The 25,945-nt window shown below is 68.2% G+C and carries 22 protein-coding genes; 13 read left to right on the top strand and 9 right to left on the bottom strand.

Translation table 11 applies throughout. From position 1 onward, the window contains the following. Positions 1-9: 9 nt before the first annotated feature. The 4 genes from AF1_RS11700 to AF1_RS11685 all read right to left on the bottom strand — a co-directional run bounded on the left by AF1_RS11700 (position 10) and on the right by AF1_RS11685 (position 3,586). Entirely contained in the window at positions 10-792 is a 783-nt protein-coding gene (locus AF1_RS11700) for an SDR family oxidoreductase (RefSeq protein WP_067796539.1), read from the bottom strand. Beyond that, positions 792-2,012: a hypothetical protein gene (locus AF1_RS11695; RefSeq protein WP_067796536.1), complete on the bottom strand. Its 1,221-nt coding sequence runs from the start codon at positions 2,010-2,012 to the stop codon at positions 792-794. The genes AF1_RS11700 and AF1_RS11695 overlap by 1 nt, the downstream gene beginning before the upstream one ends. A 97-nt stretch (positions 2,013-2,109) precedes the next feature. After that, the gene (locus AF1_RS11690; RefSeq protein ID WP_067796532.1) at positions 2,110-2,571 is read right to left on the bottom strand and encodes a nuclear transport factor 2 family protein; all 462 of its coding nucleotides are present in this window, start codon (positions 2,569-2,571) and stop codon (positions 2,110-2,112) included. Between the two features lie 193 nt (positions 2,572-2,764). Then, a complete protein-coding gene (locus AF1_RS11685) occupies positions 2,765-3,586 on the bottom strand; it encodes a glycoside hydrolase family 26 protein (RefSeq protein WP_067796530.1) in 822 nt (273 codons plus the stop codon). 419 nt (positions 3,587-4,005) lie between these two features. Here AF1_RS11685 and AF1_RS11680 point away from each other — a divergent pair, with 419 nt between their 5' ends. Continuing rightward, positions 4,006-7,098 (top strand): DUF3427 domain-containing protein, encoded by a 3,093-nt coding sequence (locus AF1_RS11680; protein ID WP_067796527.1) that lies wholly within the window; start codon positions 4,006-4,008, stop codon positions 7,096-7,098. A 44-nt stretch (positions 7,099-7,142) separates the two neighbouring features. On the opposite strand, the gene AF1_RS11675 is transcribed toward AF1_RS11680, so the two are convergent. Continuing rightward, a complete protein-coding gene (locus tag AF1_RS11675) occupies positions 7,143-8,369 on the bottom strand; it encodes a helix-turn-helix domain-containing protein (RefSeq protein ID WP_084262791.1) in 1,227 nt (408 codons plus the stop codon). 208 nt (positions 8,370-8,577) lie between these two features. Between AF1_RS11675 and AF1_RS11670 the strand changes: the two genes are divergently transcribed. The 10 genes from AF1_RS11670 (at position 8,578) to AF1_RS11625 (ending at position 17,859) form a co-directional block, all read left to right on the top strand. After that, positions 8,578-8,778, top strand: coding sequence for a hypothetical protein (locus tag AF1_RS11670; protein WP_067796524.1), 201 nt, complete (start codon positions 8,578-8,580; stop codon positions 8,776-8,778). Positions 8,779-9,202: 424 nt separating this feature from the next. After that, positions 9,203-9,571 (top strand): ATP-binding protein, encoded by a 369-nt coding sequence (locus tag AF1_RS11665; RefSeq protein ID WP_131732556.1) that lies wholly within the window; start codon positions 9,203-9,205, stop codon positions 9,569-9,571. Then, positions 9,559-9,915 (top strand): hypothetical protein, encoded by a 357-nt coding sequence (locus tag AF1_RS11660; RefSeq protein WP_131732557.1) that lies wholly within the window; start codon positions 9,559-9,561, stop codon positions 9,913-9,915. The genes AF1_RS11665 and AF1_RS11660 overlap by 13 nt, the downstream gene beginning before the upstream one ends. 45 nt (positions 9,916-9,960) lie before the next feature. Continuing rightward, positions 9,961-10,524: a hypothetical protein gene (locus AF1_RS11655; protein WP_067796516.1), complete on the top strand. Its 564-nt coding sequence runs from the start codon at positions 9,961-9,963 to the stop codon at positions 10,522-10,524. Positions 10,525-10,564: 40 nt separating this feature from the next. Continuing rightward, on the top strand, positions 10,565-11,209 hold the full coding sequence (locus AF1_RS11650; RefSeq protein WP_067796513.1) for a hypothetical protein: 645 nt from the start codon (positions 10,565-10,567) through the stop codon (positions 11,207-11,209). A 15-nt stretch (positions 11,210-11,224) separates the two neighbouring features. After that, positions 11,225-12,262: an XRE family transcriptional regulator gene (locus AF1_RS11645; RefSeq protein ID WP_242608753.1), complete on the top strand. Its 1,038-nt coding sequence runs from the start codon at positions 11,225-11,227 to the stop codon at positions 12,260-12,262. 139 nt (positions 12,263-12,401) lie between these two features. Next, positions 12,402-13,268, top strand: a complete 867-nt coding sequence (locus AF1_RS11640) for a helix-turn-helix domain-containing protein (RefSeq protein ID WP_242608754.1) — start codon at positions 12,402-12,404, stop codon at positions 13,266-13,268. A gap of 297 nt (positions 13,269-13,565) precedes the next feature. Beyond that, positions 13,566-14,183: an alpha-ketoglutarate-dependent dioxygenase AlkB gene (locus tag AF1_RS11635; RefSeq protein ID WP_067796507.1), complete on the top strand. Its 618-nt coding sequence runs from the start codon at positions 13,566-13,568 to the stop codon at positions 14,181-14,183. Positions 14,184-14,239: 56 nt separating this feature from the next. Continuing rightward, positions 14,240-17,179 carry an AAA family ATPase gene (locus tag AF1_RS11630; protein WP_067796504.1) on the top strand — a complete coding sequence of 980 codons (2,940 nt, stop codon included), beginning with the start codon at positions 14,240-14,242 and terminating at the stop codon, positions 17,177-17,179. Then, positions 17,176-17,859, top strand: coding sequence for a maleylpyruvate isomerase family mycothiol-dependent enzyme (locus AF1_RS11625; protein ID WP_067796501.1), 684 nt, complete (start codon positions 17,176-17,178; stop codon positions 17,857-17,859). Before AF1_RS11630 ends, AF1_RS11625 begins: the two co-directional genes overlap by 4 nt. A gap of 43 nt (positions 17,860-17,902) precedes the next feature. Here AF1_RS11625 and AF1_RS11620 read toward each other — a convergent pair whose 3' ends face one another. The 3 genes from AF1_RS11620 to AF1_RS11610 all read right to left on the bottom strand — a co-directional run bounded on the left by AF1_RS11620 (position 17,903) and on the right by AF1_RS11610 (position 20,980). Beyond that, positions 17,903-19,387, bottom strand: coding sequence for an alpha/beta hydrolase (locus tag AF1_RS11620; protein ID WP_067796497.1), 1,485 nt, complete (start codon positions 19,385-19,387; stop codon positions 17,903-17,905). Positions 19,388-19,638: 251 nt separating this feature from the next. After that, positions 19,639-19,851, bottom strand: a complete 213-nt coding sequence (locus AF1_RS37015; protein ID WP_067796494.1) for a DUF397 domain-containing protein — start codon at positions 19,849-19,851, stop codon at positions 19,639-19,641. A gap of 256 nt (positions 19,852-20,107) precedes the next feature. Further along, positions 20,108-20,980 (bottom strand): helix-turn-helix domain-containing protein, encoded by an 873-nt coding sequence (locus AF1_RS11610; protein ID WP_067796490.1) that lies wholly within the window; start codon positions 20,978-20,980, stop codon positions 20,108-20,110. Positions 20,981-21,853: 873 nt separating this feature from the next. Between AF1_RS11610 and AF1_RS11605 the strand changes: the two genes are divergently transcribed. Continuing rightward, positions 21,854-23,455 carry a cyclic nucleotide-binding domain-containing protein gene (locus tag AF1_RS11605; RefSeq protein ID WP_067796487.1) on the top strand — a complete coding sequence of 534 codons (1,602 nt, stop codon included), beginning with the start codon at positions 21,854-21,856 and terminating at the stop codon, positions 23,453-23,455. A 92-nt stretch (positions 23,456-23,547) separates the two neighbouring features. Here AF1_RS11605 and AF1_RS11600 read toward each other — a convergent pair whose 3' ends face one another. Beyond that, positions 23,548-24,879: a sensor histidine kinase gene (locus AF1_RS11600; RefSeq protein WP_067796485.1), complete on the bottom strand. Its 1,332-nt coding sequence runs from the start codon at positions 24,877-24,879 to the stop codon at positions 23,548-23,550. Between the two features lie 214 nt (positions 24,880-25,093). On the opposite strand from AF1_RS11600, the gene AF1_RS11595 reads away from it, so the two are divergent. Next, on the top strand, positions 25,094-25,945 hold an 852-nt coding region (locus AF1_RS11595; RefSeq protein WP_067796482.1), incomplete at its 3' end, for a LysR family transcriptional regulator.

Below are 25,945 nucleotides of genomic sequence, written 5' to 3'. Positions count from 1 at the left end.
AGCCTTTCCCTAGTGGTGCCACTCGCCGGAGTTGACGTCCAGGCATTGCCCGGTGACCGCGCGGGCCAGCGGCGACAGCATGAACACCACGGCGTCGGCGACCTCGTCGGGTTCCGGTAGTTTCCGCAGATCGGTCGTGGCGGCGTTCTCGTCGTACACCTGCTGCGCCGTGACACCGCGCTTCTCGGCGAGATGGTTGAAATACCACTGGAGGTTCTCGGCCCAGATGTAACCCGGCGCGATCGTGTTGACCCGGATGCCGCGCGGCCCGAGCTCGGTCGCCAGGTTCTGCGCCATCGCGAGAAGCGCCGCCTTGGCCATCTTGTAGGCGCCGAACGTCCGCCGGGAGTGCCGCAGGACCGCCGAGTTGATCATCACGACCGATCCGCCGCGCTCTTCCAGCGCGGGGACGAACAGCCTGGTCAACCGCAGCGCGGCCAGCACGTTCGTCTCGAACCCGGCCCGCACCGCATCGAGATCGACCTTGGTCAGGTCGGTCAGCGGCGGCGTCGCGAAGGCGTTGTTGACGAGACCGTCCACCCGTCCGAACGACTCACGGGCCGTCTCCACAAGGTGCTCACAGGCAGCCGGGTCGTTGATATCGGTCGGGACGGTGACGGCGCGACGCCCCATCTCCTCGACCGTTTTCGCGACCTCGGCAAGCCGCTGCTCATTACGCGCCGCGAGCACCACATCGGCCCCGGCCTTGGCGCACTGCACGGCGAGCCCACGTCCCAGCCCAGGCCCGGCACCGGAAATGACGACGGCCTTGCCTTCCAGAAGTCCGGTCATCAGCCGAGCATCCTTTTCGCGACGGCGACCTGACGGGCCGCGATCCGCTCCGTCCATTCCTGCTCGGTGACACGCTGCCGCTCATAGAAGGGGAGGCGTTTCGGCAGCTCGTCGAACTTCACGACCTCGGCGCTCGGACCGTCCTCGGGAGCGAGATCACGCGAGAGCCGCTGCCAGCGGAACTGCAGGTATCCCCGCCGATGCCCGGTCCGCTCGATCCAGTTGGCGAGGCCGGGATCACGCTCGCTGACGACGTACCGGATCATGCCGTCCTCGTCCACACGGGCCTGGTCGGCGGTGAGGCTGGTCTGGTGGTTGATGTAGTCGAGCGAGACGTACCACATGCTGCCGAGCTGGAATCCCTGGTAGGGCGCCACTTCCCGGTCGGCGGCCGGCGCGGTGATGACCATGACCTCGTCATCGTCCAGGTCGTAGTGGCCGACGGACGAGAACTGCGTGGCAAGCCCGCCGGGCGTCGGACGGGGCTCGGTCAGCGTGTTGACCGGCAACCGCAGGTAGTGCCATTCGGGGAAGGCCAGGAAAGTGCGAATCCTGGACACCAGCATCTTCCCGGCCACCTGGTAACGCCGCGCCATCCGCTCGGCGGGCACGGACGGCGGGGACGTCCCGAGCGTCTCGGCCCGGTGAATGCGGATCTCCCCGGGCCGTTCGTTCTCCCAGTCGCTGAACACCTCCCGGACGATGAGCATCGCGGCCCCGGAAGGGAGCGTGACGTAGCCGGGGCCCGCGTCAGCCCTGGGCGGGCCGAAGCGGAGCTGGAACGTCCCGTCCTCGGCGATGTCGAGCTCGCGATCATCGAACGCGGTGAGGCTGTCGGGTGACTGTGTGGGCGAGTAGTCACCGTTCATGACCTGGAAGCTGAGATCGGCCGTGGTCCCCCGCCGTCCGGTCACCACATACTCGGCGTCGTCCCGGATGTAGGCGTGGAAGTACAAGGTGTCGGGGTTGTCGAGCCCCAGCTTCGTGTACGGGCCGGTGGACGACGCGAAGAACGGATAGTCGTGCTGGTAGGCGCCGACCATGTGCAGGGACGCCTTGATGCTGCCGGCGAGGTAGTCGAGCCCCTCGGCGAGGTCCTGGTCGGTCTTGGCGTGCGGCGCGTTACGGATGATCCGCTCGGCCTCGACGATCGCGTCGGCGAACGAACGCGTCGCCGCGTCGAGAGGGTCGGTCTTGCCTTCGGCTGAGTCGGTGGGCACCGTGCTCTCCTCGGGACGCGGGCGCGAACGCCGTCGGAATCGCGAGAGACCGGACACTAGAACCCGTTCTAAGCCCAGGTCAATGCCTCAGTCCCGGTCAATGGGAGGTGGTGAATTTCAGGCTGGGGACGTCGTCCAGCGACACCATGTACTCGTACGTCCGCCGATGGCCGGTCTTCTCGACGACCCATCGCCCCTCCCCGTCACGCCGGTAGACGTCGTGGTAGAAGGCGGCCCCGCGGATGAGCAGCCGATGCTCGGGAATGATGATCGTGTCGTCCAGCGACCACACCCCGGTGGCCCGGTCCCCGTCCACGTCGATCTCGGGACAGCCGGCCGTATGCGTGCTGATCTTCCCGTCGTCGAGGTTCTCCCGCATGTACTGGATGATCGCGTCCCGCCCCTCCAGCCGCAGCGTCCTCCCGAGCACCGGGGTGTCGTACTCCGCGACCGCGTCCGCCGCGAACACTCCGGCGAACTCGTCCCACAACTTCAGGTCGACGCACCGCAGATACCGGTGCTTCAACCGCCGAATCTCTTCCAGGGCAACCAGATCCATGCGCCCAAGACTGACCGCTCCCGCCGGCAAAGACAAGAACAAGTTCTACTCAGGTCGTCACGCCCCGGCACCGCCGGTCACCCGGGGGCGTCGCCGGACGCGGGGAACGCCACGGTTCCGGCGATGCCCCCGGGCCGCCCGGTTCGCCCCGCCGCGACGGGCGAACCGGCGGTCGCTTCCTCCTCCCGAACGATCAGAGCCTGAAAGAGCCGGGAGCGGTGTAGTACTTCTTGGAGATCTTCTTCGCGGTCGCCCGTGCCGCCGGGTCCGTTCCCGGTGTCGCCACCACGCCCCCGACCGAGTTGGAGAACCAGCACAGGAAAGCGCACCGATCATGCGCTCCGCCCGCAGGCGTCTCGGCGGCATAGGCCGCCTGCGTCCTCATCCACGAAGTGTCGATTTTCTGGACGCAGCCGAGCTCGGCGATCCCCCACGGAATGTCCTTCGAGGCGGCGAACTTCACCGCGGGGCCCCACAGTTTCTTGCCGCTGCCGGTGTTGGAGTAGCCGTCCACAACGTAGACGTCCACGTAGCCGTCACCGGGCCACAGCTCCGCGTAGGTGCTGCCCTTCTTCGGGTGCTGCCCGGACCACGCCTCCACGATCTGCGCCGTGTACACCCGGGGCTTCCCCACGGACTTGACGATCTTGCAGAAGCGCCGGAACGCCGGAAGATACTCCTCAAGCGCGAACTTCCCCCCGCGGATCTTGGCGTCCGGCTCGTGCCAGCAGGTCAGGAACGCCACATGCGAGTCGGGGATGGACTGCACGAACCCGCGCAGCCTCTTGTCGAGCGCCTTGTCCGAGAGCTCCTCCAGGTCGGGTTTGCACGACCACACCGACGCGCGCTTCCCCACGTCGATGCCCGCGACCGACGCGGCCCAGCTCTTGGGGAGCTTCTTCTCATACGACCGGCGAACCGTGAACGGCCCGGCCGCCGCGTCCAGTCCCGCGAAGTCCTTGCCTGACGCCGACTTGCTGCTCGCTCCGACGAGCATCCCGCTCCGCTTCTTCACTCCAGGTCCTCCCACGCGCCATCGACGTGACCAAAGGACCCCCGTCCTGGACCACCGGACACTGTCGGGACACCGATCCCGGATAGACCAGAAGCTCGGTAACCAGGTTCGCAAGAAGACGAGGGACCGTTCCATGCCCGCACCCGTGAGCCCCACGGACCCCCTGGCCAGGAACTTCTCCCCTCCAGGCCCACCCCGCCCGACACCCCAACCCCGCCTCCCCGCACCAACGGCCACTACAGATCGCCGCCACTCCCGCACCTGACCGCATCGGCGATCCTTGACGCGATCTCGGGCAGGTCCTCGTGTTCTCAGATTCGGATGACCGTTCAGCCAACCTCACGAAATAGCCAGTCGATCTCGGCATCAATCAGTAGGAACATCTCCCTTCTGTCGTAGCCACCCCCTACGGTGAGGGCATGTCTGAGCTTTCCCCTGGCATCTACGAGAAGGCCATCACCACCGCGCTGCAGCGACAGTTGCAAGTGATCGAGGGCGACCTCGTCCACCGTGCTGATCTGGACGACGGCGTGGACGCAGAGGAGTTGCTCGTACGCCATGTTGCCGCGCTGACTCGGCGTGCACTGAGGGTCGCAGGAACGAAAAGCATCGCCGACCAGGTCAAAATAGTCAATCAGATCAGCAAGGCAGTAGCATCGATTGCTCCGGACGCTGCGGACCCCGGCGACCTAATCGACGAGAGCAATGATGTCCTTCTGGCTATAGCTAAAGATCGCTTGCCAGACGGAAAAGTCCCATTCCCAGCACGTCCTAGCGTCCCGCTCAGTTCCAGTGCATTGCTCGTCAATGGCCGTGACCAGCCACAGATCGGACATGAGGTAATCAAGGAGCTCGCCTCTGCCGATCACGTCGATCTACTAATTGCATTCGTCAAGTGGCACGGGCTACGCCTGGTCGAAGACGCATTGCGTGATTTCCTCACCCGGGGTGGGCATCTACGCATTATCACTACCACGTATATGGGAGCTACCGAGGTTCGCGCCGTCGATCGCCTTGTAGCCATGGGTGCCGAGGTAGCCATCTCTTACGACACTCACCGAACTCGCCTGCACGCCAAGGCGTGGCTGTTTCATCGTACTTCTGGTCTCGATACTGCCTATGTGGGTTCATCGAACCTCTCACGCACAGCCATGCTCGATGGAGTCGAATGGAACGTGCGTCTAGCTCGCGCAGAACAGCCGCATCTAGTCGACACCTTTGCAGCCACCTTTGAAGAATACTGGAATGACCCAGCATTCGAGAAGTACAATCCTGCTCGGGATCACAATCGGTTGGCCGAAGCTCTTGCGACTGAGCAGAAAGGGCCCAGCGACCTTCCCCTCCATGTTGCCAACATCGACGTCACACCAAGGCCATATCAACAGGAGGTGCTTGACACCCTCCAGGCAGCACGAGAAAACAATGGATACTGGCGCAATCTCGTAGTGATGGCTACCGGTACCGGTAAGACCATCGTCGCTGCTCTCGACTACAAGCGTCTTCAAAAACAGGGCAAGGTTGACTCACTACTTTTTGTCGCCCATCGCAAGGAGATCCTTGCACAGAGTCTCAGCACCTTCCGGGTTGTTCTAAAAAACGGCACATTCGGCGAACTACTCGTCGACGGGAACCGCCCCAAGAACTGGAAGCATGTCTTTGCCTCAATTCAGTCGCTACGCCAACTTCCAAATCTCGCGCCGGATCACTTCGACATGGTCATTGTCGACGAATTCCATCATGCCGCCGCAAATACATACAGTCAGTTGCTCGATCATATCGAGCCTGTTGTTTTGCTTGGGCTAACCGCAACCCCTGAACGCACGGATGGCGAAGACATCCTTCACTGGTTCGATGAAAAGCGCCCTACGGCTGAACTGCGTCTATGGGAAGCTCTCGAACGCGGGATGCTGGTTCCATTCCATTACTTCGGGATCCATGATGGCGTTGACCTGTCTGCCGTCACTTGGCGCCGAGGCCAGGGATACGACGTCCAAGAACTCACCAACCTGTACACGGGTCAAGACACCCGCGTCACCATGGTTGTCCAAGCGCTCAAGGATAAACTAGCGAACCTCGGGAACATGAGGGCCGTTGGCTTCTGCGTGAGTATCGACCATGCAAAGTTCATGGCCGATAGGTTCTGCCGCAAAGGCATTCCTGCTGTGGCGATTACATCAGAAATGAAATCTCAGGAACGCGCAGCCGCGTTGGAACAGCTTCGCAGTGGAGACATCAAAGCTGTCTTCACTGTCGACCTCTTCAATGAGGGGGTGGACGTCCCTGATATCAACACCATCATGTTCCTCCGCCCAACTGAAAGCGCTACGATCTTCCTCCAGCAGTTGGGCCGTGGACTCAGGCTAACCAAGGACAAGCCCGTGCTTACGGTTCTTGATTTTGTTGGCCATCAGCATAAGAATTTTCGCTTCGATAGACGTTTCACCGCCCTCACTGGAATACGTCGCGGGCAACTAGCAGACGAAATAGAGGCCGGGTTTCCCACCCTGCCACCCGGCTGTGCCATTGACCTGGATCGCGAAGTCAGCAAGATAGTCATAGCAAACATAAAGCAAGCTCTAAGCTTCCGGTGGAAAGACCTTTCTTCTGAACTTCTTCAGCAAAGGGATATCTCTTTGAGCCGGTTCCTCAAGGAGACTGGGTTGGAGCTCGATGACCTATACCGAGGAAGCCGAGGAGGGTGGACAGCGTTGCGTCGGGACGCTGGCCTCGAGCATCGGCCGGTCCCGTCCGCAGATGCCGACGCCCAGCTGCGCAAGGCCATCAGCAGACTACTTCACCTCAATGATCCTGAACGTCTCGGTTTTCTTCGCGAACTCCTGAAGCAGCCGAAGCCACCTAGCGTGGCCGAGGCCTCCTTCCGTAACCGACTCCTGCTGTCGATGCTGAACACTGCCTTCGACACCCGTAAGGGCGTGAGCGCTGTAGAACAGCATCTTGCACATCTGTGGGTGAACTCGGCGCGACACGAGGAACTGCTCGAGGTGATTGAGGTCCTCTACAAGAAGATCCATCGTTTGACACCCGCCGTCCCGGAGATACCCAATCGCCCTCTTCGACTGCACGCTCGTTACAGCAGAGGGGAGGCTTTGGCAGCCTTCGGCATGGAGGTTTCGGGATCAATGGTTGCAGGCGTTCAATGGTTCCCTGACCTACAAGTGGACGTGTTCCTTGTAACAATTAACAAAAACACGAAGCATTTCTCTCCGAGCACCATGTACAACGACCGAGCCATTAGCCAGACTCTGTTTCAATGGGAGTCGCAGGGGCGTACTCGCGAGGATTCAAAAACAGGTCAGCGCTACATCAATCACGCCGCTCGCGGCTCCACAGTCCACCTGTTTATTCGCGAGCAGCAGGAGGACCCGTACGACTATGCCGGCCCCATGAAGTATGTCTCGCACGAGGGCGAACGACCGATGCGCATCCTCTGGGAACTCGCACACCCGCTGCCCGCAGAGGTCTTTCACTACGCCAAGGTCAGTACGGGATGACCTAGCGACGACGGCTTTGGGGGTGCATGACCGGGCGCGCTGGGTTAGGGCTCTATGTCCATGAAGTCTGCTAGGTCGAGCATCGCTTGTGAGGGCACACGAGGTCGCGTCTCCAGTAGCTCACGGGTGATGTCGCGGCCGTACTGCTGGTAGCGCAGCCATGACGGGTGCTCCGCGCGGATGGTCTGCATGATTTCCGTTGCTTTTTCTGGGTCGCCGGTTTGCATCTTCGCGCGTGCGAGGTCCAGGCGGTGGCGGTCCCAGCCGGAGGTGTTTCCGGCGCCGACGTCTCGCGGGATGTCTCGCGCCAGTTCGAGCGCGCGGTCGGGATGGCCGTCCAGCAGCTCGATCTCTGGGCCCAACAGTGCTGTGGTGAGAGGACCGAACGCCACGTGCCCGGCGAGATCTTCGTGCTGGCGGCCAAGGCGGGCACCAGCCGCCCCGGCGGCGCGAACGTACTCCCGGGCTTCTTCAACACGATTGTTGCGGGCCGCGGCCGCCGCGGCCCGCAACAACAAGTAGCCCCAGCCGGACAGCTCGTCCGGCGACGCCTTGCTCATCTTCGGTTCGATCTGCCCGGCAGTGTCGACGCACAGGCGCTCGACCTCGGCGAAGCGTCCTTGACGCAGCATCGCCCACGCCTGCGAGCTGACGGATGCGGCGGCGAGGGGGATGTCGCCGATCTCCACCGCGTCCCGCAGCGACGCGTGCAGCGCGATCAGCGCCAGGTCATGCGCGCGGACCTGGATGAGGTACCGCCCCGCCAGGCAGAGAATGTCGGCGCGGAGCCGCAGCGCTTTCCGGTGTTCGTCTCCGGTGTCATGAACATTGACATGGTGGTGCGCGGACCGCACCAGGGCGGGCATGAAGCGCGCGAGATCATCGTAGGCGTCGGCGTGGTACTTGGCGGCGACCGTGGTGACAGCGCCGCCAAGGCGCGCGAGGTCGGGGTGATCGCCGTCAGCGGTGCCGTACAGGGGGCGCCCGGTCATGCCGATCGGCGGGTTGATCGCCGAGCGCATGTCCGCGAGCACCACATCATCGACGGTGGCCTCGGTTGGTTCGGGGGATCCTGCGAAGGCGAACCACACGGTCGTGACGCCGAGGGCGCGGGCGAGCTGGTGGTAGGTCTCCATGCGGCAGGTGCCGCCCTGCTCTAACTTCTTGATGACCGCGAGCGACAGGCCGGCCCGTTCGGCGAGTTCCTCCTGTGTCATTCCGCGCCGGCGTCGTAGCTCCCGGACGCGGTCGCTGATGCTGGCGTCCTGCATAGCCCCTGCCCTTCCTTGAGCGTCTCGACGACCTCAGCGTAAGTCGCGGAACCCCGCCCTGTGGGGGTCAGTATCCAAACGACTACGCTCCATATCCCTTCCGGTGCAGGTAATGAGAAATGACTGCGTAGCGTAACTGTACCGATACTATTACTGTGCGTAGCGTCTCCGGCATTCCAGCAGCCAGGAAGCCGAGAAGAGCGTCACTGTGGAAACCCCTCGTCCCTCACCAGCCGAGGAGCTGCACGCCAAGCACGGACACGCGTGGGAGATCTGGCGTGAAGTCCTGCCGGGCGGGCGGCATGGCGACTGGGTGGCCCACACCTTGCCCGGCGCGCCCTCGTACCGGCGGCTGCGCGCGCGAACGGTGGAGGAACTGGACGCGCTGCTGTCTGAGGCGGAGGCGTGATCGTGTTTTCCGACGCGACCGTCCCCATAAGCACCGGGCCGATCCTCCGCGCCGAGATCCGTGACCTGGAGTGCCGTTTCGGCGTGGTGGCGTGGTTCGGGTTCCACACCCGTCGGTGGTGGGCGCTGGCCGAGGGCCGTCTCGTTGAGGCCGCCACCCCGGCCGGGCTCGCGGATGCGGTCATCGCGATACGCGGCGTTGAGGTTTTCCCGTCCCAGAACGACCGTCCTGACGGAGAGCCGGGGCGGCAACGGCAGGTGAGCCCTGCCCATCATCACCGCGCTCGCCGCCGAGTGCGGCCGTCGTCTCGACCTGGCCGAGGGCATGTGGGTCTAGACGCGCCTGAAGCCATAACGGACACGGAAGGTGGAGTGCATTGAGCAGGCACGGGGAGAGTGGCGGGGCGGTCGTTCGGGCGGGGGAGGTGCCGACGCTTGTTCTGGACGCGGACGAGCGGGCGCCCGGGGTGGCGCGGCGGTTTGTTGGCGAGCAGTTCCAGGAGTGGGGTCTCGGGGACGCCTACACCGCGCAGCTCATCGCATCCGAACTGGTCACTAACGCGCTCCTGCACGGGCAGGGGCCGATCGTCGTGCGGGTGTTGCGGGACGAGCGCGACGGCATGCCCGTCCTCGAAGTCTGGGACGGCGGGGACGGGCTCCCGGTCGTCCAGCCGGAGAGCGACACCGCCGTCAACGGGCGCGGGCTCCTCATGGTCGCCGGTCTCGCGGAGGAGTGGGGCACGCGTCCGCTGCTCATGAAAGGGAAGATCACGTGGGCCAAGTGCGGGCTCTGAGCGTCCGGGCCGAGCGGCAGGTGCTCCGCCTGCGCACCCGGATGGGCAGGCGGACCGCTACGTACCATCTGGACGCGCTGGCCTCCGCCCTCCAGGCGAAAGGGTGGCGCTTCGTCAAGTTCTACCGTCCCGAAGAATTCCCGAGCCCGCTGCCCATGCTGTGGGTGCGCGCCAGTGCCACGAACGAAGTCGGCCTTATGGTCTCTGTCCGGGCCACCCCGGGCGGGACGTGGGGCTACTACGAAACGCTGCGCGGGAGGCAGGGCTACCTCTGGCCCTGCGGGGACGCGGAGTCGGCCGCCGAGCAGATCGACCTCATCCTCAAGTTCCCCGGCACCTGGTAGCCGCGACGGCTCCTTATGGTGGCAAGTGTGAGGAGGTGGTGACGGGTGCTGACGCCTGAGCAGGTGCGGGGGCTTTCGGCGCAGGAGCGGGCCGAGTTGTTGCGGGCTCTGCTCGCGGCCAGGGAGGTGGACCCGCTGGAGGAGCCCCGGTACCGGCGGCGGCGCGGGGTCGTGCTGGTGTTGCTGGTGGCGTGTTGTGCCTGGCTCGTGCCTTGGACGGTGGTACTGGGTTTCACGCTGCCGCAGCATTTCACCGCCGGGCAGTGGGCGGTGGCCTGGATCGGGTTCGATGTCGGGTTGACGGTGGCGATCGCGGCTACGGCGTTCGCGGTCTGGAAGCGGCTGCAGATCGCCGTTTTCGGGCAGCTCATCAGCGGGACGCTGCTCCTGTGCGATGCCTGGTTCGACGTGTGGCTCTCGTGGGGGTCGAGAGAGTTCGTTCTGAGCGTCGTCACCGCGCTTGTCGTGGAGTTGCCGCTGGCCGTGGTGTTCTTCTTCGGGGCTCGGCGGCTGGTGCTGCTGACCGTCCATGCCCTGTGGGTACGGGAAGGCCGGGCCGGGCCGGAGCCGCGGCTGCGGGATATCCGGCTCTTCGGCGTCGAGAGATGACCCGGCTCGTAATGTCGGTGGGTCTGCCTACAGTGGACGCGTGGCTGAGGACCGTGTTGCTTGGGACGAACTCTTGGCGGTGGGGTTCCTGCATGGGGCGCGGGAGGCTCACCGTGAGGCAACGCTTGCCCTGTTCGGGGGCCTGAGCCGCGCGGCGGGGTTCAAGGAGCGGACGTACGGCGTCGGCGCGTTCGAGCTCCTGGAAAGCCACCTCGACCGCGTTTTCCGCAGGGATCTGCCGAAGCAGGTCGTCCGGGACGATCTGAACGGGTCGCCCGGGTGGCGGTACGGCCCGTACCGCGTCCTGCTCAAGCGGCACGAGTTCGGGAACGTCCGGGGCATCCGGTGGGATCGCGCCAGCCCCACCAAGCAGGCCGTGGCGCGGCAGAGCTACCGGGAAGACCCGCAGCTGGCGCTGCCGCTGGGCCTTGAGGCGCGCGACACGCCCGGCGTCGTGACCTTGGTTCTCGCGCACAGCGCCACCGACGAACCTCTGGAGATGGAACTCTTCCTGGGGCGACCCAGGTGGAACGCTGACGGCGGGGCGGCCTGGCACTGGGTGAAGCCCGTCGATGACGCCATCGGGCCCGATCCACGGCGTAAGCTCGTCGAGCGGACGATGCCGCTGTGGGACGACCACGAAGACGTCCCGATGCGGCTCCGCGGGGAGACGAAATCGGCCTAGCAAAGGGTGGCTCGGGTGCTGTTCGACTGCGAGCGGCTGACGCTGGCCCGGCGGCTCAGGGGGTTGCGGAAGAACCAGCTCGCGGACGCCGTGGGGACGACGCCGAAAGCGATCGGACGGTACGAGGCGGGCGTCCAGATCCCCGAGGAGCCCGTGCTGAAGCGGCTCGCCATCGCGCTGGGGGTGCCGGTCGAGTTCTTCCAGGGCGGGCGTAGCGCCGTTTCGATGGACGGGGCCCATTTCCGGTCGCTCAGGTCGACCAGCCAGATCGAGCGGGACCAGGCGCTCGCCTACGGGCGCATCGCCACCGACGTCGTCGCCGCGCTCGAAGCCCTCGTCGACTTCCCCGAGGTGGACCTGCCCGAGTACCCGGTGTCGCCGGACGAGATCGCCGGCCCCGGCCCCGTGGAGGCGGCCCTGCTCACCCGGAAGGCGCTGCTGGATCGGCCCGGCCCGGTGCCGCATGTCGTCCGGCTGCTCGAAAAGCACGGCGTGATCGTCCTCGTACTGCCGCAGGCCGCGGAAAGGGTCGACGCGTTCAGCGTGGGCGTCCACCCGAGGCCGATGGTCTTCTTCAACCCGGCCAAGGGCGATTACTGGCGTAACCGGTTCGACGCGGCCCATGAGCTGGGACATTTGGTGATGCACGCCGACGCCGAGCCGGGCGAAAAGGTCGTCGAAGACCAGGCGCATCGGTTCGCGGCGGAATTCCTCATGCCGGAGCATGATATCGCCGGTGAATTGCCCGGCACCGCCGACTGGGACCACCTGGCCCGGCTCAAGGCGACGTGGGGCGTCAGTATGGCGGCGCTGCTCTATCGGGCCCGCACGCTCGGAATCATGCAGGAGACCGCGTACCGGAACGCGATGAGCGCGATGAGCTCGCGGGGCTGGCGACGGCACGAACCCGGGCCGGGCAAGCCCCTGGAACAGCCCACGATGCTGACCCGGGCGATCGAGATCGTGGGCCAGGCCGGCACCGACCGGGACCGCGTCGCCGAGCGGGCCCGGGTGACGCGGGCCGATCTGGATCTGCTGGTTCCGGAGCGGTGACACCCCCGAATGGAACGGTCCCTAATCGGGGACTCGGTTACATATCTATGTCGGTAAATTTCCTGCACATCTATCATTGTTCGTGAGACCCTCCGATGGTTGTCGGGGCGTACGGGACGTACGGGACGCTGGAGATCTTGTGCTGGTCAATCGGCAGGCGGGGCCGACCGCGTTGCGCATGCAGATCGGGGCGCGGCTACGGCGGATGCGCGAGGACAACGGCATCGGGCAGGCGGAGGCGGGGGAGGCGATCCGCGCGTCGGCGTCCAAGATGAGCCGGCTGGAGCTCGGGCGGCACGGGTTCAAGGTCCGCGACGTCCTCGACCTGCTCGACCTCTACGGCGTCCACGACGAGGACGAACGCGAGAGCTTCCTCGAACTCGTCCGGGCGGCGAAGAAACCCGGCTGGTGGCAGAGCTACGGGGACGCGATCCCCAGTTGGTTCGAGCAGTATCTCGGGCTTGAGCAGTCGGCGACGACGATCCGCACCTATGAGGTGCAGTACATCCCGGGCCTGTTACAGACCCGCGACTACGCGCGGGTCGTGATCGGGCTCGAACACCACGACGCGGCCTACGACGGGCTCGAACGGCGGCTCACCGTCCGGATGACCAGGCAGCGGATCCTGCACCGGCAGGTCGGGCGGGCCACGCTGTGGGCGGTGATCGACGAGGCGGCGCTGCGCAGGCCGATCGGCGGGCGGGACACGATGCGCGCCCAGATCGAGCACCTGATCACGGTGTCGGAGGAGATGCCCAACGTGCGGCTGCAGGTCCTGCCGTTCGCCGCGGGCGGGCATCTGGCGCTCGGCGGGCCGATCACGATCGTCCGGTTCGCCGCGCACGACCTGGAGGACGTGGTCTACCTGGAGCACCTGACCGGCGCCCGCTACCCCGAGGGGCAGGAGTCCGCCCGCTACCAGAAGATCATGGACACGCTCGTCATCCGCGCCGCCCGCCCCGCCCGCACCACCGCCTTCCTCAAGGACCTGCTGAACGACTACTGATCCCCCGCCGGGACCAGGCATCCCCCTCTCCGGCGGGAGGCACTCTCTGCGGAGGCCGCAATAGCGTCGCCCGCAGATGTCGATCAAGCGGGCGGTGGCAGGGTGAACACATCGGCGGCGGTCGTCGCGTTCGTCGCGGGACGACGGTCAACACATGGGTCATGGCGGCGGGCGCGCGGAGGCTCCTGGACACCCGGTTCTCCCCGCTCCGGACGGTCGCCGCTGACCCGTCCACGGTCCATTCGCACCCCGATCCCGATCGAACATACGTTTGATCAGAAGGGGTACAGTGGGGGCATGTTCCAAGGGTCGCTGCTGGACCGCGCGGACGAGAGCGGCCCGCGTCCGCTGAGTTCGGCGCGGCGGACGCGGCTGGCCCACGGCGCCTGGGTGGACGTTCTCCCCGGCTGGATCCCGGGGGCGGACGCGCTGTTCGAGCGGCTGCTCACGTCCGTGCCGTGGCGGGCCGAGAGGCGCCGCATGTACGAGAGGGTCGTGGACGTCCCCCGCCTGCTGGCGTTCTACGACGAGGGCGCACCGCTCCCCGACCCCGTCCTGGACGAGGCGAAGGCGGCGCTCGACGCCCACTACGCCGCCGAACTCGGCGAGCCGTTCCGCACCGCCGGCCTCTGCCTGTACCGGGACGGACGCGACAGCGTGGCCTGGCACGGCGACAGGCTCGGCCGCGGCGCCACGCACGACACGATGGTGGCGATCCTGTCGGTCGGCACCCCGCGGAGCCTGACGCTCCGGCCACGCGGCGGCGGGCGGATCATCCGCCACGACCTGGGCCATGGCGACCTCATCGTGATGGGCGGAAGCTGCCAGCGGACGTGGGATCACGCCATCCCGAAGAGCGTCCGCGTGACCGGCGCCAGGATCAGCGTCCAGTTCCGGCCGCGCGGCGTCCGCTGATCATCAACACCGCCCCCGCCTCATGGCACCATGACCATGATTCGTGAGGAGGCCCGTTGCTGCGTCTGGTCGTGTCACAGACCTCCCCCCGGGCGTATCGGACGGTACTGGACGCGCTGCGGGCGCCGCTGCCGCCGTTCGGTCCGGCCGGGCGGCAGATCGTCATCGAGCCGGGGCAGTACCCGAACACCGGATTCCGCACCCCGGGCGATGTCGTCCTGACGGCGGCGGGCGGGCCGGGTTCGGTCACCCTGGACGGCGCGGCGGACGCGACGGTCGAGCTGACCGGGAACGTCACGCTGCAGGGCCTCATCGTCCGGAACTGGAGCGCCGAGGGCCTCGCGCTGGACGTCATGGAGGGCAGTGTCCTCGCCGAGCAGTGCGAGTTCGTCGCCCGGTCGGAGACGGCGGCCGTCCGGGTGTGGCGGGGCGGCCGGCTGGCGCTGCGCGGCTGCCGGGTCCGCGACGCCGGGGTCGTCTACTCCGGCGCGTCCGGGATCATGGAGTCCACCGATGTCGCCGGGACCGTCGGCAACGCGGTGGCGCTGCGCATGGGCAGCTCGGTGACCGTCCGATCATGCCGGGTGGACGGCGCGGGCGGCCACGGGATCTGGGTGACGGAGGGCTCGAAACCGCTGATCGAGCAGTGCACGATCAGCGACCCCGCGGCGGCCGCGATCCTGGTGGACGACCGGGCGGACGCCGCCGTCCGGAACACGGCGCTGCACGGCTCCCGGCAGTGCTCGCTGGTCGTCCGGGACAACGCGTCCGCGCTGGCCGAGGACTGCCTGGTCAAGGACGCCGGGGTCGATGCGGCGTGGGTCACGGCCGGCGGGCGGCTGACCGGCCGGCGGCTCCGGGTGGAGTCGCCGCACCGCCACGGGATCGTCGCCGACGAGGACGGCACCGGCACCTTCGAGGACTGCGCACTCCTGGACGCGGGTGAGCACGGCGTCGCCGTCGGCGAGCGGGGCCGCGTCACGGTCGTCCGGGGGCGGGTGGAGCGCGCCGAGCAGGGCGGCATCGCCGTGGGCGCCGGCGGTCACGGGACGGTCGAGGGCACCACCATCACCGGCAGCAAGATCATCGGCGCGGGCGCGGACCCCGGTTCCGACCTCACCCTGCGCGACTGCACGGTGGTGGAGACCGGCGGGCCGGGCCTGTGCACCTCGACGACGGCACGCGTCCACATGGACGGGGTGACGAGCGAACGCAACGCCGCGCCGGACAAACTGGGCTACGAGGAAGAGGACCCCGCAGAGAGCACAGCGGAGGCCACCGCGGAGGCGTCCCCGGCGGCGCCGCGGGCGCCCGAGCCGGACGGCGCCACCGCCGACGGCCTGCTCGCCGAACTCGACGCGATGATCGGCCTGGCCGCGGTGAAGCAGGAGATCCGCAAGCTGACGAACCTGCAGAAGGTCGCCGAACGGCGCCGCCTCGCCGGGCTGCCGCCGGGTCCGGTGATCGGCCGCCACATGATCTTCGCGGGCCCGCCCGGCACCGGCAAGACGACCGTCGCGCGGCTCTACGGCCGGATTCTCGCCGCCCTCGGCGTTGTCGAGAAAGGCCAGGTCATCGAGGTGACGCGGGCGGATCTGGTGGCGCGGGTCATCGGCGGGACGGCGCTGAAGACGACGGAGGCGTTCGACCGCGCACGCGGCGGCGTGCTGTTCGTCGACGAGGCGTACACCCTCTCGCGCATGGCCGACACCGGTCACAATTTCGGTCTGGAGGCGATCGACACCCTCGTCAAGCTGATGGACGACCACCGCGACGAGGTCGTGGTGATCGCGGCCGGGTACCCGGCGGAGATGCGCGAGTTCCTGGCCGTGAATCCGGGCCTGTCGTCCCGTTTCTCCCGGACGGTCGACTTCGAGCACTACAGCCCCGCCGAACTGCTCCAGATCACCGAGTCGCAGGCCGAAAAGAACGGGTACCGCTTCTCGGCCGACGCGCGGGACGCCGTCCTCGCCCACTTCGCGTCCGTCAAACGGGACACGGGGTTCGGCAACGGCCGGGCGGCGCGCCGGGTGTTCGAGGCGGCGGTGGAGCGGCAGGCGCAGCGCCTCGCCGACCTGCCGGACCTGCCGTCCGGGGACGAGCTGAGCCTGCTGCTGCCCGAGGATCTCGACGTCGGCACCGGCCTCGCCGCGCGGTTCGGCGAGGCACGGGACGCGGGCCAGGCGGCCGGCGTCCTCGCCCGGCTCGCCGCGATGACCGGGCTGGACGAGGTGAAACGGGAGATCGGCGACCTGCTGGACCTGCTGGCGTCGGCGCGGCGCCGCCGGGCGGCCGGGCTGGAGGCGGAGCCGTTCACCGGGCACCTGGTCTTCGCCGGGCCGCCGGGGACGGGCAAGACGACCGTGGCCCGGCTGTACGGGGAGCTGCTCGCGGCCCTCGGCGTCCTCGCGCAGGGCCAGGTCGTCGAGGCGGCACGCGTCGACCTGGTCGGCCAGTACGTCGGGCACACCGCGCGGAAGACGGCGGACGTGTTCGACCGCGCACGCGGCGGCGTGCTGTTCATCGACGAGGCGTACACGCTGTCGCGGCCGGCGGGGACGGGCCACGACTTCGGGCAGGAGGCCATCGACACCCTCGTCAAGCTGATGGAGGACCACCGCGACGAGGTCATCGTGATCGCGGCCGGATACACCGCCGAGATGGACGGTTTCCTCTCCGCCAATCCGGGCCTCGCCTCGCGTTTCGCCCGGACGCTGACCTTCCGTCCCTATGCCGTGGACGGTCTCGTCTCGATCTTCCTCGGCAAGGCGGAGGCGGCGGACTACCTCGTCCCGGACCCGACCCGGGCGGCGCTGGCGGAGCACTTCGAAGCCGGCGCCGACCGCTTCCGGAACGGCAACGGACGCGAGGTCGACAAGCTGTTCAGGGCCGCCGTCACCGCGCACGCGCGCCGCACCGAACGCCTCGCCGAAGAAGGCGCGGAACTCACGACGGAACAGCTCGCGACCCTCCTCCCCGAGGACATCACCGCGTGATCGCCCTCGCCGAGATCACCGCCGCGACCGAAGCCCTCCTGGCCAGCGCGGCCCGCCTCGATGACGACGGCGTCCGCGCGCCGTCCCTGCTCCCCGGCTGGACGCGCGGCCACGTCCTCACCCACCTCGCCCGCAACGCCGACGGCGGCACCCGCCTGCTCACCTGGGCGCGTACCGGCGTCGAGTCCTACGAGTACCCCGGCCTGGAGGCCCGCGCCGCCGAAATAGCGGAAGGCGCGGGCCGCCCGGCGGACGCCCTCCTGGCGGACGTCCGGGAAAGCGCCGACAGGTTCGCCGAGGCATTCACCCTCATGCCGGACGAGGCGTGGGAGCGCACCGTCCAATGGACCACGGGCGCCCGCCACCCCGCCGCCCGAGCCGCCGACGCACGCCTCACCGAGGTGCTCATCCACCATGTCGACCTGGACGCCGGTTTCACGCCCGGCGACTGGCCCGCCGGCTTCACCGCCCGGCTGCTGGTGAGCGTCACCGCCTCCTTCGCCCGCCGCGACGACGCCCCGAACCTCCGCCTGTACGCCACCGACACGGGCCAAGAGCACGGCAACGGCGACCTCGTCGTCACCGGCCCCGCAACGTCCCTGCTGGCCTGGCTCCTGGGCCGCTCCCCCGGCACCGCCCTGACCGGCGCCGAGGGCATAGAGATCCCCTTCCTCTACTGACCATGCGTCCCGTCCGGGTGCGGCCTCGGCTCCGCCGGCGGGGTCAGGTCGCGGGGCAGGTGGTGGCCCGGTCGGGGAGTCGCAGGGAGATCAGGTAGCGGTCGATCGTGTCCCGCGTGCAGGGACCCCGGTTGTAGGTGCCGTGGCCGGCGCCCTCGTAGGTGAGGAGTGTCGCCGTCCGGCCGAGCTGGCGGGCCACGTTCTGGGCCCACGAGTACGGGGTCGCCGGGTCGTGAACGGCGTTCGACAGCAGGATGGGCGCGCTGCCGTGGACGCGGAGGCGATGCTGCGGGTTGCGGACGGGCTGCGGCCAGCCGAGGCACGTGGAAACCGCCATGGCGGGACGCGCGTACGTCATGTCGGGCGCGACCTTGGCCGTGTGCCGCATCAGCTTGGCGTAGTGCTTGTAGTCGCGGACGGGCAGGCTCCAGTCCGAGCAGAACTGCGCGGTGAAGTTGTCCGTGGCGGTGGCCTCAGCGGGCGTCTTCGCGGGCTGCGGCGTTCCCTTGGGAGGCTTGCTCTCGTTCAGCGTGGCCAGGATCGAAGCCAGCTCCGCCCAGTCGGGGCCGTAGAACTTCTTGTAGGCCATCAGCACCAGGTGGAATTCCGGAAGCGGCCGCCCGGGGGCCGTGGGGTCGGACAGTTCGCCACGTGCCGCGCGGGCGCGCAGGTCCCGCCAGACGGCGCGGACGTCCTTGCCGTGCAGGGCGCAGCTCTCCGTGCGCTTGCACCAGGCGACGAACTGGCCGAAGGAGTCCTGTGCCGCGGCCAGTTCGGATACCAGGAACCGGCGGGTGCTGCGGACGCTGTGGTCGACGACGCTCTCCAGGACCATCGCGCGGACGTGCTCCGGGAACGTCTCGGCGTACATCTCGCCCAGGAGCGTCCCGTACGAGCTGCCATGGAAGGTCAGTTTCGACTCGCCGAGCGCGGCGCGGAGGGCGTCCACGTCGCGGACGGTGCTGAGCGTGTCGGCGTGGTCGTAGAGCGGTCCGGTGCGGGCCCGGCAGTCGGCGCGGAGGCGCGCGTTGTGGGCGAGGGCCGCGGCGAACTGCTCCGAGCTCTTGATCATCGGGGACGGGCGGGCGCCGAGGAGGGCGGCGGAGCAGGTGACCGGCTGGCTGGCGCCCACCCCGCGCGGGTCGAAGCTGACGATGTCGAAGCGTTTGCGGAGTTCGTCGCTGAACCGGTCGATGCCGCCTTCGAGTCGGGTGACACGGTCCACGCCGGAGTCGCCCGGTCCGCCGGGGCCGAACACGAGGGTGCCGATGCGGGCGGCCGGGTCGAGGGCCTTGCGGCGCGCGATCGCCAGCCCGAACGTCGGCCCGCCCGGGTGCGACCAGTCGACCGGCAGCCGCAGGGTCGCGCATTCGGCTCCGCCGTCGGGCCCGCACGCCCTCCAGCCGATCGTGGACGTGGCGGGTGCGGCCTCGGCCCCGCCCGCCCGTGCGGGGATGGACGCCACGACGAGCGCGAGGCCCGTCACGGCGGCCGTGCCCCAGGCGGCGGCCCGGTGTCTGCGCAGCATGTGTCCTCCGGTGAAGGGACGTCAGAGGGGAGATCGGCCCGCCTCGGCGGGTCACTGACGATCAAGCTAGGGGCCGGTCCTTCACCGGAACAGGGCGATCAGGGACGGTTCAGGGTCCGCTCAGGGTCCGCTCAGGGTGCCCCGAATACGAGCCGGGCCGCCCGCCGTCCTGTCAAAGCTCGCCAGTAAAGCCATCAGGAAGTCGCGATATACGACAATTCATGTGGGAGCGGGGAAATGAGTCGGGTGACTCAGCGCCGGTCCAACTCTCCGTTTCGAATGGCATTCAGGAGGCCCCTCCACTGCGTGGAAGCCAGGGCGATGACTCCGGCGGCGTGGTCGTGGGAATCACGGACCAGCACCGACGGGCCGGACGCCGCCACCTCCACACACTCGTTGGCGGCCTGGCTCGCACTGCTCTTGCGCCAGTTCAGCACGGCTCTCCTAGTCGACAGGTCCACCATCCAGCAACCCTCCGTCCATTGCCGGCAGGTGCCGCCTCGCCGGACCGATCGGGCGGGAACACCCGGCGGGCGAGCACCAAGCAGGGCACGACAAAGCACGACCTTGTGGAAAATTTCCCGATCACGAGTGTAAACGGTTCCAGTTATTCCGCCTACAAGGGAACACAAGATCACTTTGTGCGCTATGGCGGCTACTCGCCTTGGGGATGCTCGATGCGGCCGTCACCTCCGGTGGAGTCGAGTCGGGGTCTCAGAGTCAAGCCATGAGGTCTTCGGCGGCCTGGCGCATCAGCTCGATCGACTGGTCGGCCGGCAGCGCCTGCTCCAGCAGGATTTCGAAGGCGTCGCGGTACTCGGCGATCCGGTCGTCCTCCCCGGTGATCATCACGCTGGCGCCCGACCGTCCCTCCAGATACAGGACGTCGTCGAGGTCGCCGTCGAATTCCAGGACGCTGAACGGCCCGTCCAGCCCGACGTGCGCTCCCGCTTTGAACGGGACGACCCTGACCGTCAGCACGTCGTCGCGCTCGGCGGCGTCGGCGATGTAGTTGAGCTGGGCCGGCATGATCCCGGGATCGATGGAGATGCCGACGTGGCGGCGGATGACGGCCTCGTCGATGATGTAGTGCTGCCGCGGCGGATTCTCCCGCTTGGCGAGTTCCTGCTGCCGCTGGATGCGCAGTTTCACCGCGAGGGCTCTCGCCTGCTCGGAGACCTTGCCGGTGCTGAGCGCCTCGGCGTACTCGGGGGTCTGGATCAGCCCCGGCACGACCGTCCCGTGGAACTGCCGGATGAAGGCCGCGCCCGCGCAGTAGCCCACGTAGTTCAGGAAGCTCGGGTCCAGCTCTCCGCGGTAGGCGTTCCACCAGGCCGGTTCCCGCGCGCCGCGAGCCAGCGCCTGCAACCGCTCCTGGCGTCCCTCCGAGGTGACGTCGTACACGGCGAGCAGAGCCTGCAGGTCGGTCCGGGTGATGGCGTTCTTGCCGCCCTCCACCCTGATGAGCTTCGACGGGGACCATTCGAGCTGCCGCGCCACCTGCTCCTGCGTCAGCCTCTTCTCCTTGCGCAGGCGGACGAGTTCGGTACGCAGCAGCGCGCTTTGGACTATCGGTCCCTGGTCACTGGTCATCGTTTCGCTCGCTTTAAGTAGTGATCGTCACTCTAAGTAGCTAATGCCACCAGCCTGGATGCTACATGGCACAAAAAGAGGCGGCATCCCACTTGCATCCACTGTGCTACATGTCTCGGCCATGAGATCTTCGTCCCCCATGCCAGACCCCGTCATATCGCCCAAAAGTCGCGGCAGAAGCTTTCAGGCTGCTGCATGCCGGTGAACTATGTTGTAATGTGCTACATAGCAGACTAGCAGACGCCGACTTGCCACGGGACTTGATGCCACATCCGGGCATCGACGGTCTTGACACAGGGTGAAGAGTTCTGGACGGGACGCGCGTGTCCCCCGGCCGGGGCTCTCCCCGCCGGAGGAACGGGCCACGGGGGCACCGCCGGTACACGAGGGACACGGGGGCACGCGCCGAACGGGGAGGTCGATAACGCCACGAGACTTCGGCATCGCCGGCGAACGCCGGCGGCGGGCATGACAGAGTCGCCCGCCACTTCCGCCGATCACCGGTTGGCAGCCAAGACGACCGGCGGAAAGTGGAGAGCGACTCCCTGAGTCGCGCGAAAGCACCCCGGCGGGCCTGCGCAGACACCTGCGGAAACGCAGAAATATCGGGGCTGACCTGCCGAAACGTTTTCTGCGGACTCACCCAGTCTAACCGCGATCATGCGGTACGGGCTATAGGTGATGTGACTTCGGCCACGGTGGGCCGGTACCGGGTGCCCCCGGCACCACCCACGGGACCCGGAGTCGCGCTTCGAGGCATGGGGCCCTTGACATGTCAAGAGAGCAGATTCATCCCCCGATCTTTGACGTCCACCCCAGGAACACCACGACTCCATCGTTCTCCCCGCGGCCGGGCGCAAGGCGGGTGTGCTGATGGCCGAACACGCCCGCCGGCACGACCCGGACCAGATCGTCCGCCCCCGGACGGGCACCGCCGGCCCCTCGCCGGCGTACGACGAACCGGCATATGACGAACAGGCGCACGACGAACCGGCGTACGGCGAGCCGGGGGCCGAGAACCGCGGCCTTGAGCCGCGGCAGGCCGCGCGTCCGGTATCCGCCCGGCAGACCGAGGCCACCGAGCGGCTCCGGTTCTGGCGATCCCTCACGAACATCGAGCAGGTCGCGTTCTTCGCCTCCGCCCGGGAGGTGGTCTACCCGGCCGGCGCGGTGCTGTGGTCCGAAGGGCAACTCGCCGACCGCACGCTCGTGATCACGTCCGGCATGGTGCGGGTCTGCGTCGAGCGGGACGGCACCGAACGGATCATCGCCCACCGCGGCCCCGGCGACATCATCGGCGAACGCGCCGCGCTGGAACTGCGCCGGCGCTCGGCCACCGTCATCGCCCTGGACGTCCTCCACGCCCTGTGCATGACCACGCAGGAGTTCGCCGCCTACCTGGAGCGCTACCCGCGCGTGTTCACCGTCATGGAACGCGAGATGTACGACCGGCTCACCGAGCAGCCCGGTCTCCCGCAGCAGCCCGGTCTCCCGCAGCAGCCCGGTCTCCCGCAGCGGCCGTACGTCGTCCCGTACGCCGTTCCCGATGCGCGGCACGGGTACGCGGTCCGGTACGGCCCCCCGCTGCCCTACGCGACGGGGTACACGTCTATACCGCCGCAGTGGCCCCCTCATCCCCCGTACGCGGTGGCCGATCCCCATATCGTCCCGTGCGCGACGATCACCCGATGCCTCGCGCCCGGCTTGTGCGCATTGTCCGCGCCGCGGCCGGACCAGGGCGCCATGCCCGGCCGGCACACAGTGGAACACTCCCGCCCCCCGGTCGAGCAGTCCGCGCCGCAGGCGCGCCCCCGGACGGCCGTTCCTGTCCCGTCCCAGGCGCAGCCCACCGCCGGCACCGCGTCCGGTTCCGCCAGTCCGTCATGGGCGGGCCAGAACTGCACCATCGTGTACACCGACATCGCCGGTTTCAGCTCGCGCATCCGCAGCGACACCGACCGGATCGAGGTGCGGCACGCCATGTACGCCGCCCTCCGGGAGTCCTTCGAGGAGTCGAGGGTGTCCTGGGACGCCTGCCACCTCGAGGACCGCGGCGACGGCGCGCTGATCGTCGTCCCGCCCGGGATGCCGACCTCCACCGTCATCGACCCCATGATCGCGTCGCTCGGCATGCGGCTGCGCCGCCACAACCACCGGTCGGGCGAGCCGGTCCGCATCCAGTTGCGGGTCGCGATCGACGTCGGGCCGGTGATGCCCGATCCGCCCGGCGTGTCCGGCTGGACGATCATCACCGCGGCCCGGCTCCTCGACGCCGCCCCGCTGAAGGAAAGGCTCGTCGCGACGGGCGCCGACCTCGGTGTCATCGCGTCGCGCTTCGTCTACGACTCCGTCATCGCCCACAGCCCCGGCTACGTGAACGCCGCCGAGTACGAGCCCATCAGTTGCAGGGTCAAGCAAACGGACATCGAAGGGTGGGTCTACCTGCACGGCCTGCCCGAACGGTCCGTCATCTGACACGTCCCGGCCCGTCCCCGCGCGGGCCCCACACCCTCACGACCCCGCGTGCACCCATGCCGTGGGGTTTTCCACATCCCGCCCAGGGCCGGCTAAGAGGAGGGATCGGTACGTTCTGGAACGTTCCGAGGTATGCGCACGACGAACCGGGCACCGCGGGGACTGTCCTCGATCGTGAGGGTTCCGCCGTGCAGCCGGGCGATCTCCTGCGCGATGGGCAGCCCGAGGCCGGTGCCGGCCGGATCGCGGGCCTTGCTGTCCTCCAGCCGCGCGAACCGCTGGAAGACCAGATCACGGTGCTCCTCGGGGATGCCCGCCCCGTCGTCCAGAACCTCCAGGACGGCGTGCTCGTCGCTGCGGCGGACCGTGACGTCCACCCGCGCGTCAGCGTGCCGCTCGGCGTTGTCCAGCAGGTTCGTGAAGAGGCGGAGGAGCCGGAGCCGGTCCCCCTGGACCGTGACGCCCTCCTGGAGGTGCGGGACGATCCGCTTCGTCCGCTCCGTCCTCGCGATCTCGATGGTCACCATGGCGCCGAGGTCGACCGTCTCGACCTCCTCCCAGGCCGCCGCGTCCAGACGGGCCAGTTGCAGCAGGTCCGTCACGATCGCCTGGAGCCGTTCCAGGCTCAGCAGGACGCCCCGCGCCGTCCGCGGCCAGTCGACCTGGTCGGGGAAGAGCAGCGCCTCCTCCAGTTGCGTGCGGGCGGCGGCGATCGGGCTGCGCAGGTCGTGCGACGCGTCGGAGGTGAAGCTGCGCTGCCGCTCCAGTGCGCTGTCCAGCCGGTCGAGGGTCGCGTTCGCGGCCTCCGCCAGCCACCTGATCTCGTCCCGGCTCTCCGGCACCGTCACCCGGCGGCCCGACTGCATCGCGGTGATCTCCGCCAGTTCGGCGCGGATCGCGTCCACCGGGGTGAGGGTCTGATCCACCGTCGCCCAGGCGCGCAGGCACGCCAGCAGAGTCGCCAGCACCGACACGCTGACCAGGAACATGATCAGGCCGGGGTTGACGTACCAGGAGACGGTCGGGGCCGCGGCGTAGACGAACCAGTCCCCGCCCGGCCGGTAGATGCGGAATCCGATCACCCACGCGCAGCCCGGCACGCCCGCGGACGAGCACACCTCCCGCGTGGAGTAGACCCGGCTCGCCGACGGCAGGAAATCGGCGATCGGCGGGCCGTTCAGCGTCGGGCCCGGCGTCCCCGAGATCACCGTCCGGTGCTCGTCCGTGACCTGGACGACCACCTCGTCCGGGGTGCCGAAACCGGTCCGGGCCGGACCGCGCCGGAGTTCATAGGCCACCCGCAGCGCCGCGGCCGTCGTCTCGCTGCGCCTGGAGTCGGTCTCGGAGTCACGCACCTCCGCGAGGATCAGGGCGGTCACGATGACACAGATCACCGCGGTGACCATTCCGGCAATCACGGTCATCCGCACCCTTATGGACCATGTGCGCAGTCCGTACACCCGACCTCCCGCAGGTGAGGTCTTCACCGCCCAGACCGGAATCAGTCCTCTGAACAGCAGCAACGCCCCCAAGAGCAGCAAAAGAAATGGTTGCCGACGGCACCGGCCCCGGGTGCGCCCGGCATCGTCTCGGCAGAAGCCGAGGAGCTGGACGAACTCGGGATTAGCATGTCCGGTTATGGAGCTGCGCCAGTTGGAGTACTTCGTTGCGGTGACCGAAGAGGCGAGCTTCACCAAGGCCGCGGCCCGGCTGCACGTCGCCCAGCCGGGCGTCAGCGCGCAGATCCGGCAACTGGAACGGGAGCTGGGCCAACCGCTGCTCGACCGGTCCGGGCGCACGGTCCGGCTGACCGAGGTCGGCGCCGCCGTCCTGCCCTACGCGCGGGCGGCGCTCGCGGCCGTCGAAGGCGCGCGGCTGGCGGTGGACGAGCTGACGGGGCTGCTGCGCGGGCACGTCACGATCGGCACCATCGACTGGATCAGGGCACTCGACCTTCCCGGCATGCTGGCCGAATTCCACCGGGACCATCCGAACGTGGAGATCGCCGTCATTCAGCAGGATGCCGACACCCTAGCCGACGGGCTTCGCGGCGGGCGCATCGACCTCGCGTTCCTCAGCCTCGGCGCCGAAGCGCCCGCGGGCATCGCGACCAGGGTCGTCATCGAGGAGGACCTCTTCGCCGCCGTCAGCCGCGATCACCCGCTGGCGCGGCGGTCCACGATCACGCTGCGGGCGCTCGCCGGGGAGGCGCTGATCTGCCTGCCGAAGGGGACCGGGCTGCGGGCCGTCCTGGACTCGGCGTTCGCGGACGCCGGGCTCCGGCCGCGCGTCGCGTTCGAGGCCGGCGAACCGCCCATTCTGGCGCAGATCGCCGCGCACGGCCTCGGTGTCGCCATGCTCCCCGAGTCCGCCGCCCGCGGCCTGCCGGACGACCTGCACGCGATGCCGATCGTCCGGCCGCGGCTGACCGGGCGGATCGCGCTGGCCTGGCGGGCGGAGGGGCCGCGCAGCCCGGCGGCGCGGGCGCTC

It is taken from the genome of Actinomadura formosensis NBRC 14204 (assembly GCF_001552155.1).
GTDB classification, from domain to species: Bacteria; Actinomycetota; Actinomycetes; order Streptosporangiales; family Streptosporangiaceae; genus Spirillospora; species Spirillospora formosensis.
This window is presented reverse-complemented; position numbering and strand designations above follow the sequence as displayed.

Excerpts from the sequence above, each read along its gene's own strand:
- AF1_RS11675 (WP_084262791.1), bottom strand. The coding sequence starts at position 8,369 with ATGCAGGACGCCAGCATCAGCGACCGCGTCCGGGAGCTACGACGCCGG.
- AF1_RS37015 (WP_067796494.1), bottom strand. The coding sequence starts at position 19,851 with ATGGTGGACCTGTCGACTAGGAGAGCCGTGCTGAACTGGCGCAAGAGC.
- AF1_RS11700 (WP_067796539.1), bottom strand. The coding sequence starts at position 792 with ATGACCGGACTTCTGGAAGGCAAGGCCGTCGTCATTTCCGGTGCCGGG.
- AF1_RS11600 (WP_067796485.1), bottom strand. The coding sequence starts at position 24,879 with ATGACCGTGATTGCCGGAATGGTCACCGCGGTGATCTGTGTCATCGTG.
- AF1_RS11690 (WP_067796532.1), bottom strand. The coding sequence starts at position 2,571 with ATGGATCTGGTTGCCCTGGAAGAGATTCGGCGGTTGAAGCACCGGTAT.
- AF1_RS11620 (WP_067796497.1), bottom strand. The coding sequence starts at position 19,387 with ATGCTGCGCAGACACCGGGCCGCCGCCTGGGGCACGGCCGCCGTGACG.
- AF1_RS11635 (WP_067796507.1), top strand. The coding sequence starts at position 13,566 with ATGTTCCAAGGGTCGCTGCTGGACCGCGCGGACGAGAGCGGCCCGCGT.
- AF1_RS11680 (WP_067796527.1), top strand. The coding sequence starts at position 4,006 with ATGTCTGAGCTTTCCCCTGGCATCTACGAGAAGGCCATCACCACCGCG.
- AF1_RS11610 (WP_067796490.1), bottom strand. The coding sequence starts at position 20,980 with ATGACCAGTGACCAGGGACCGATAGTCCAAAGCGCGCTGCTGCGTACC.
- AF1_RS11605 (WP_067796487.1), top strand. The coding sequence starts at position 21,854 with ATGGCCGAACACGCCCGCCGGCACGACCCGGACCAGATCGTCCGCCCC.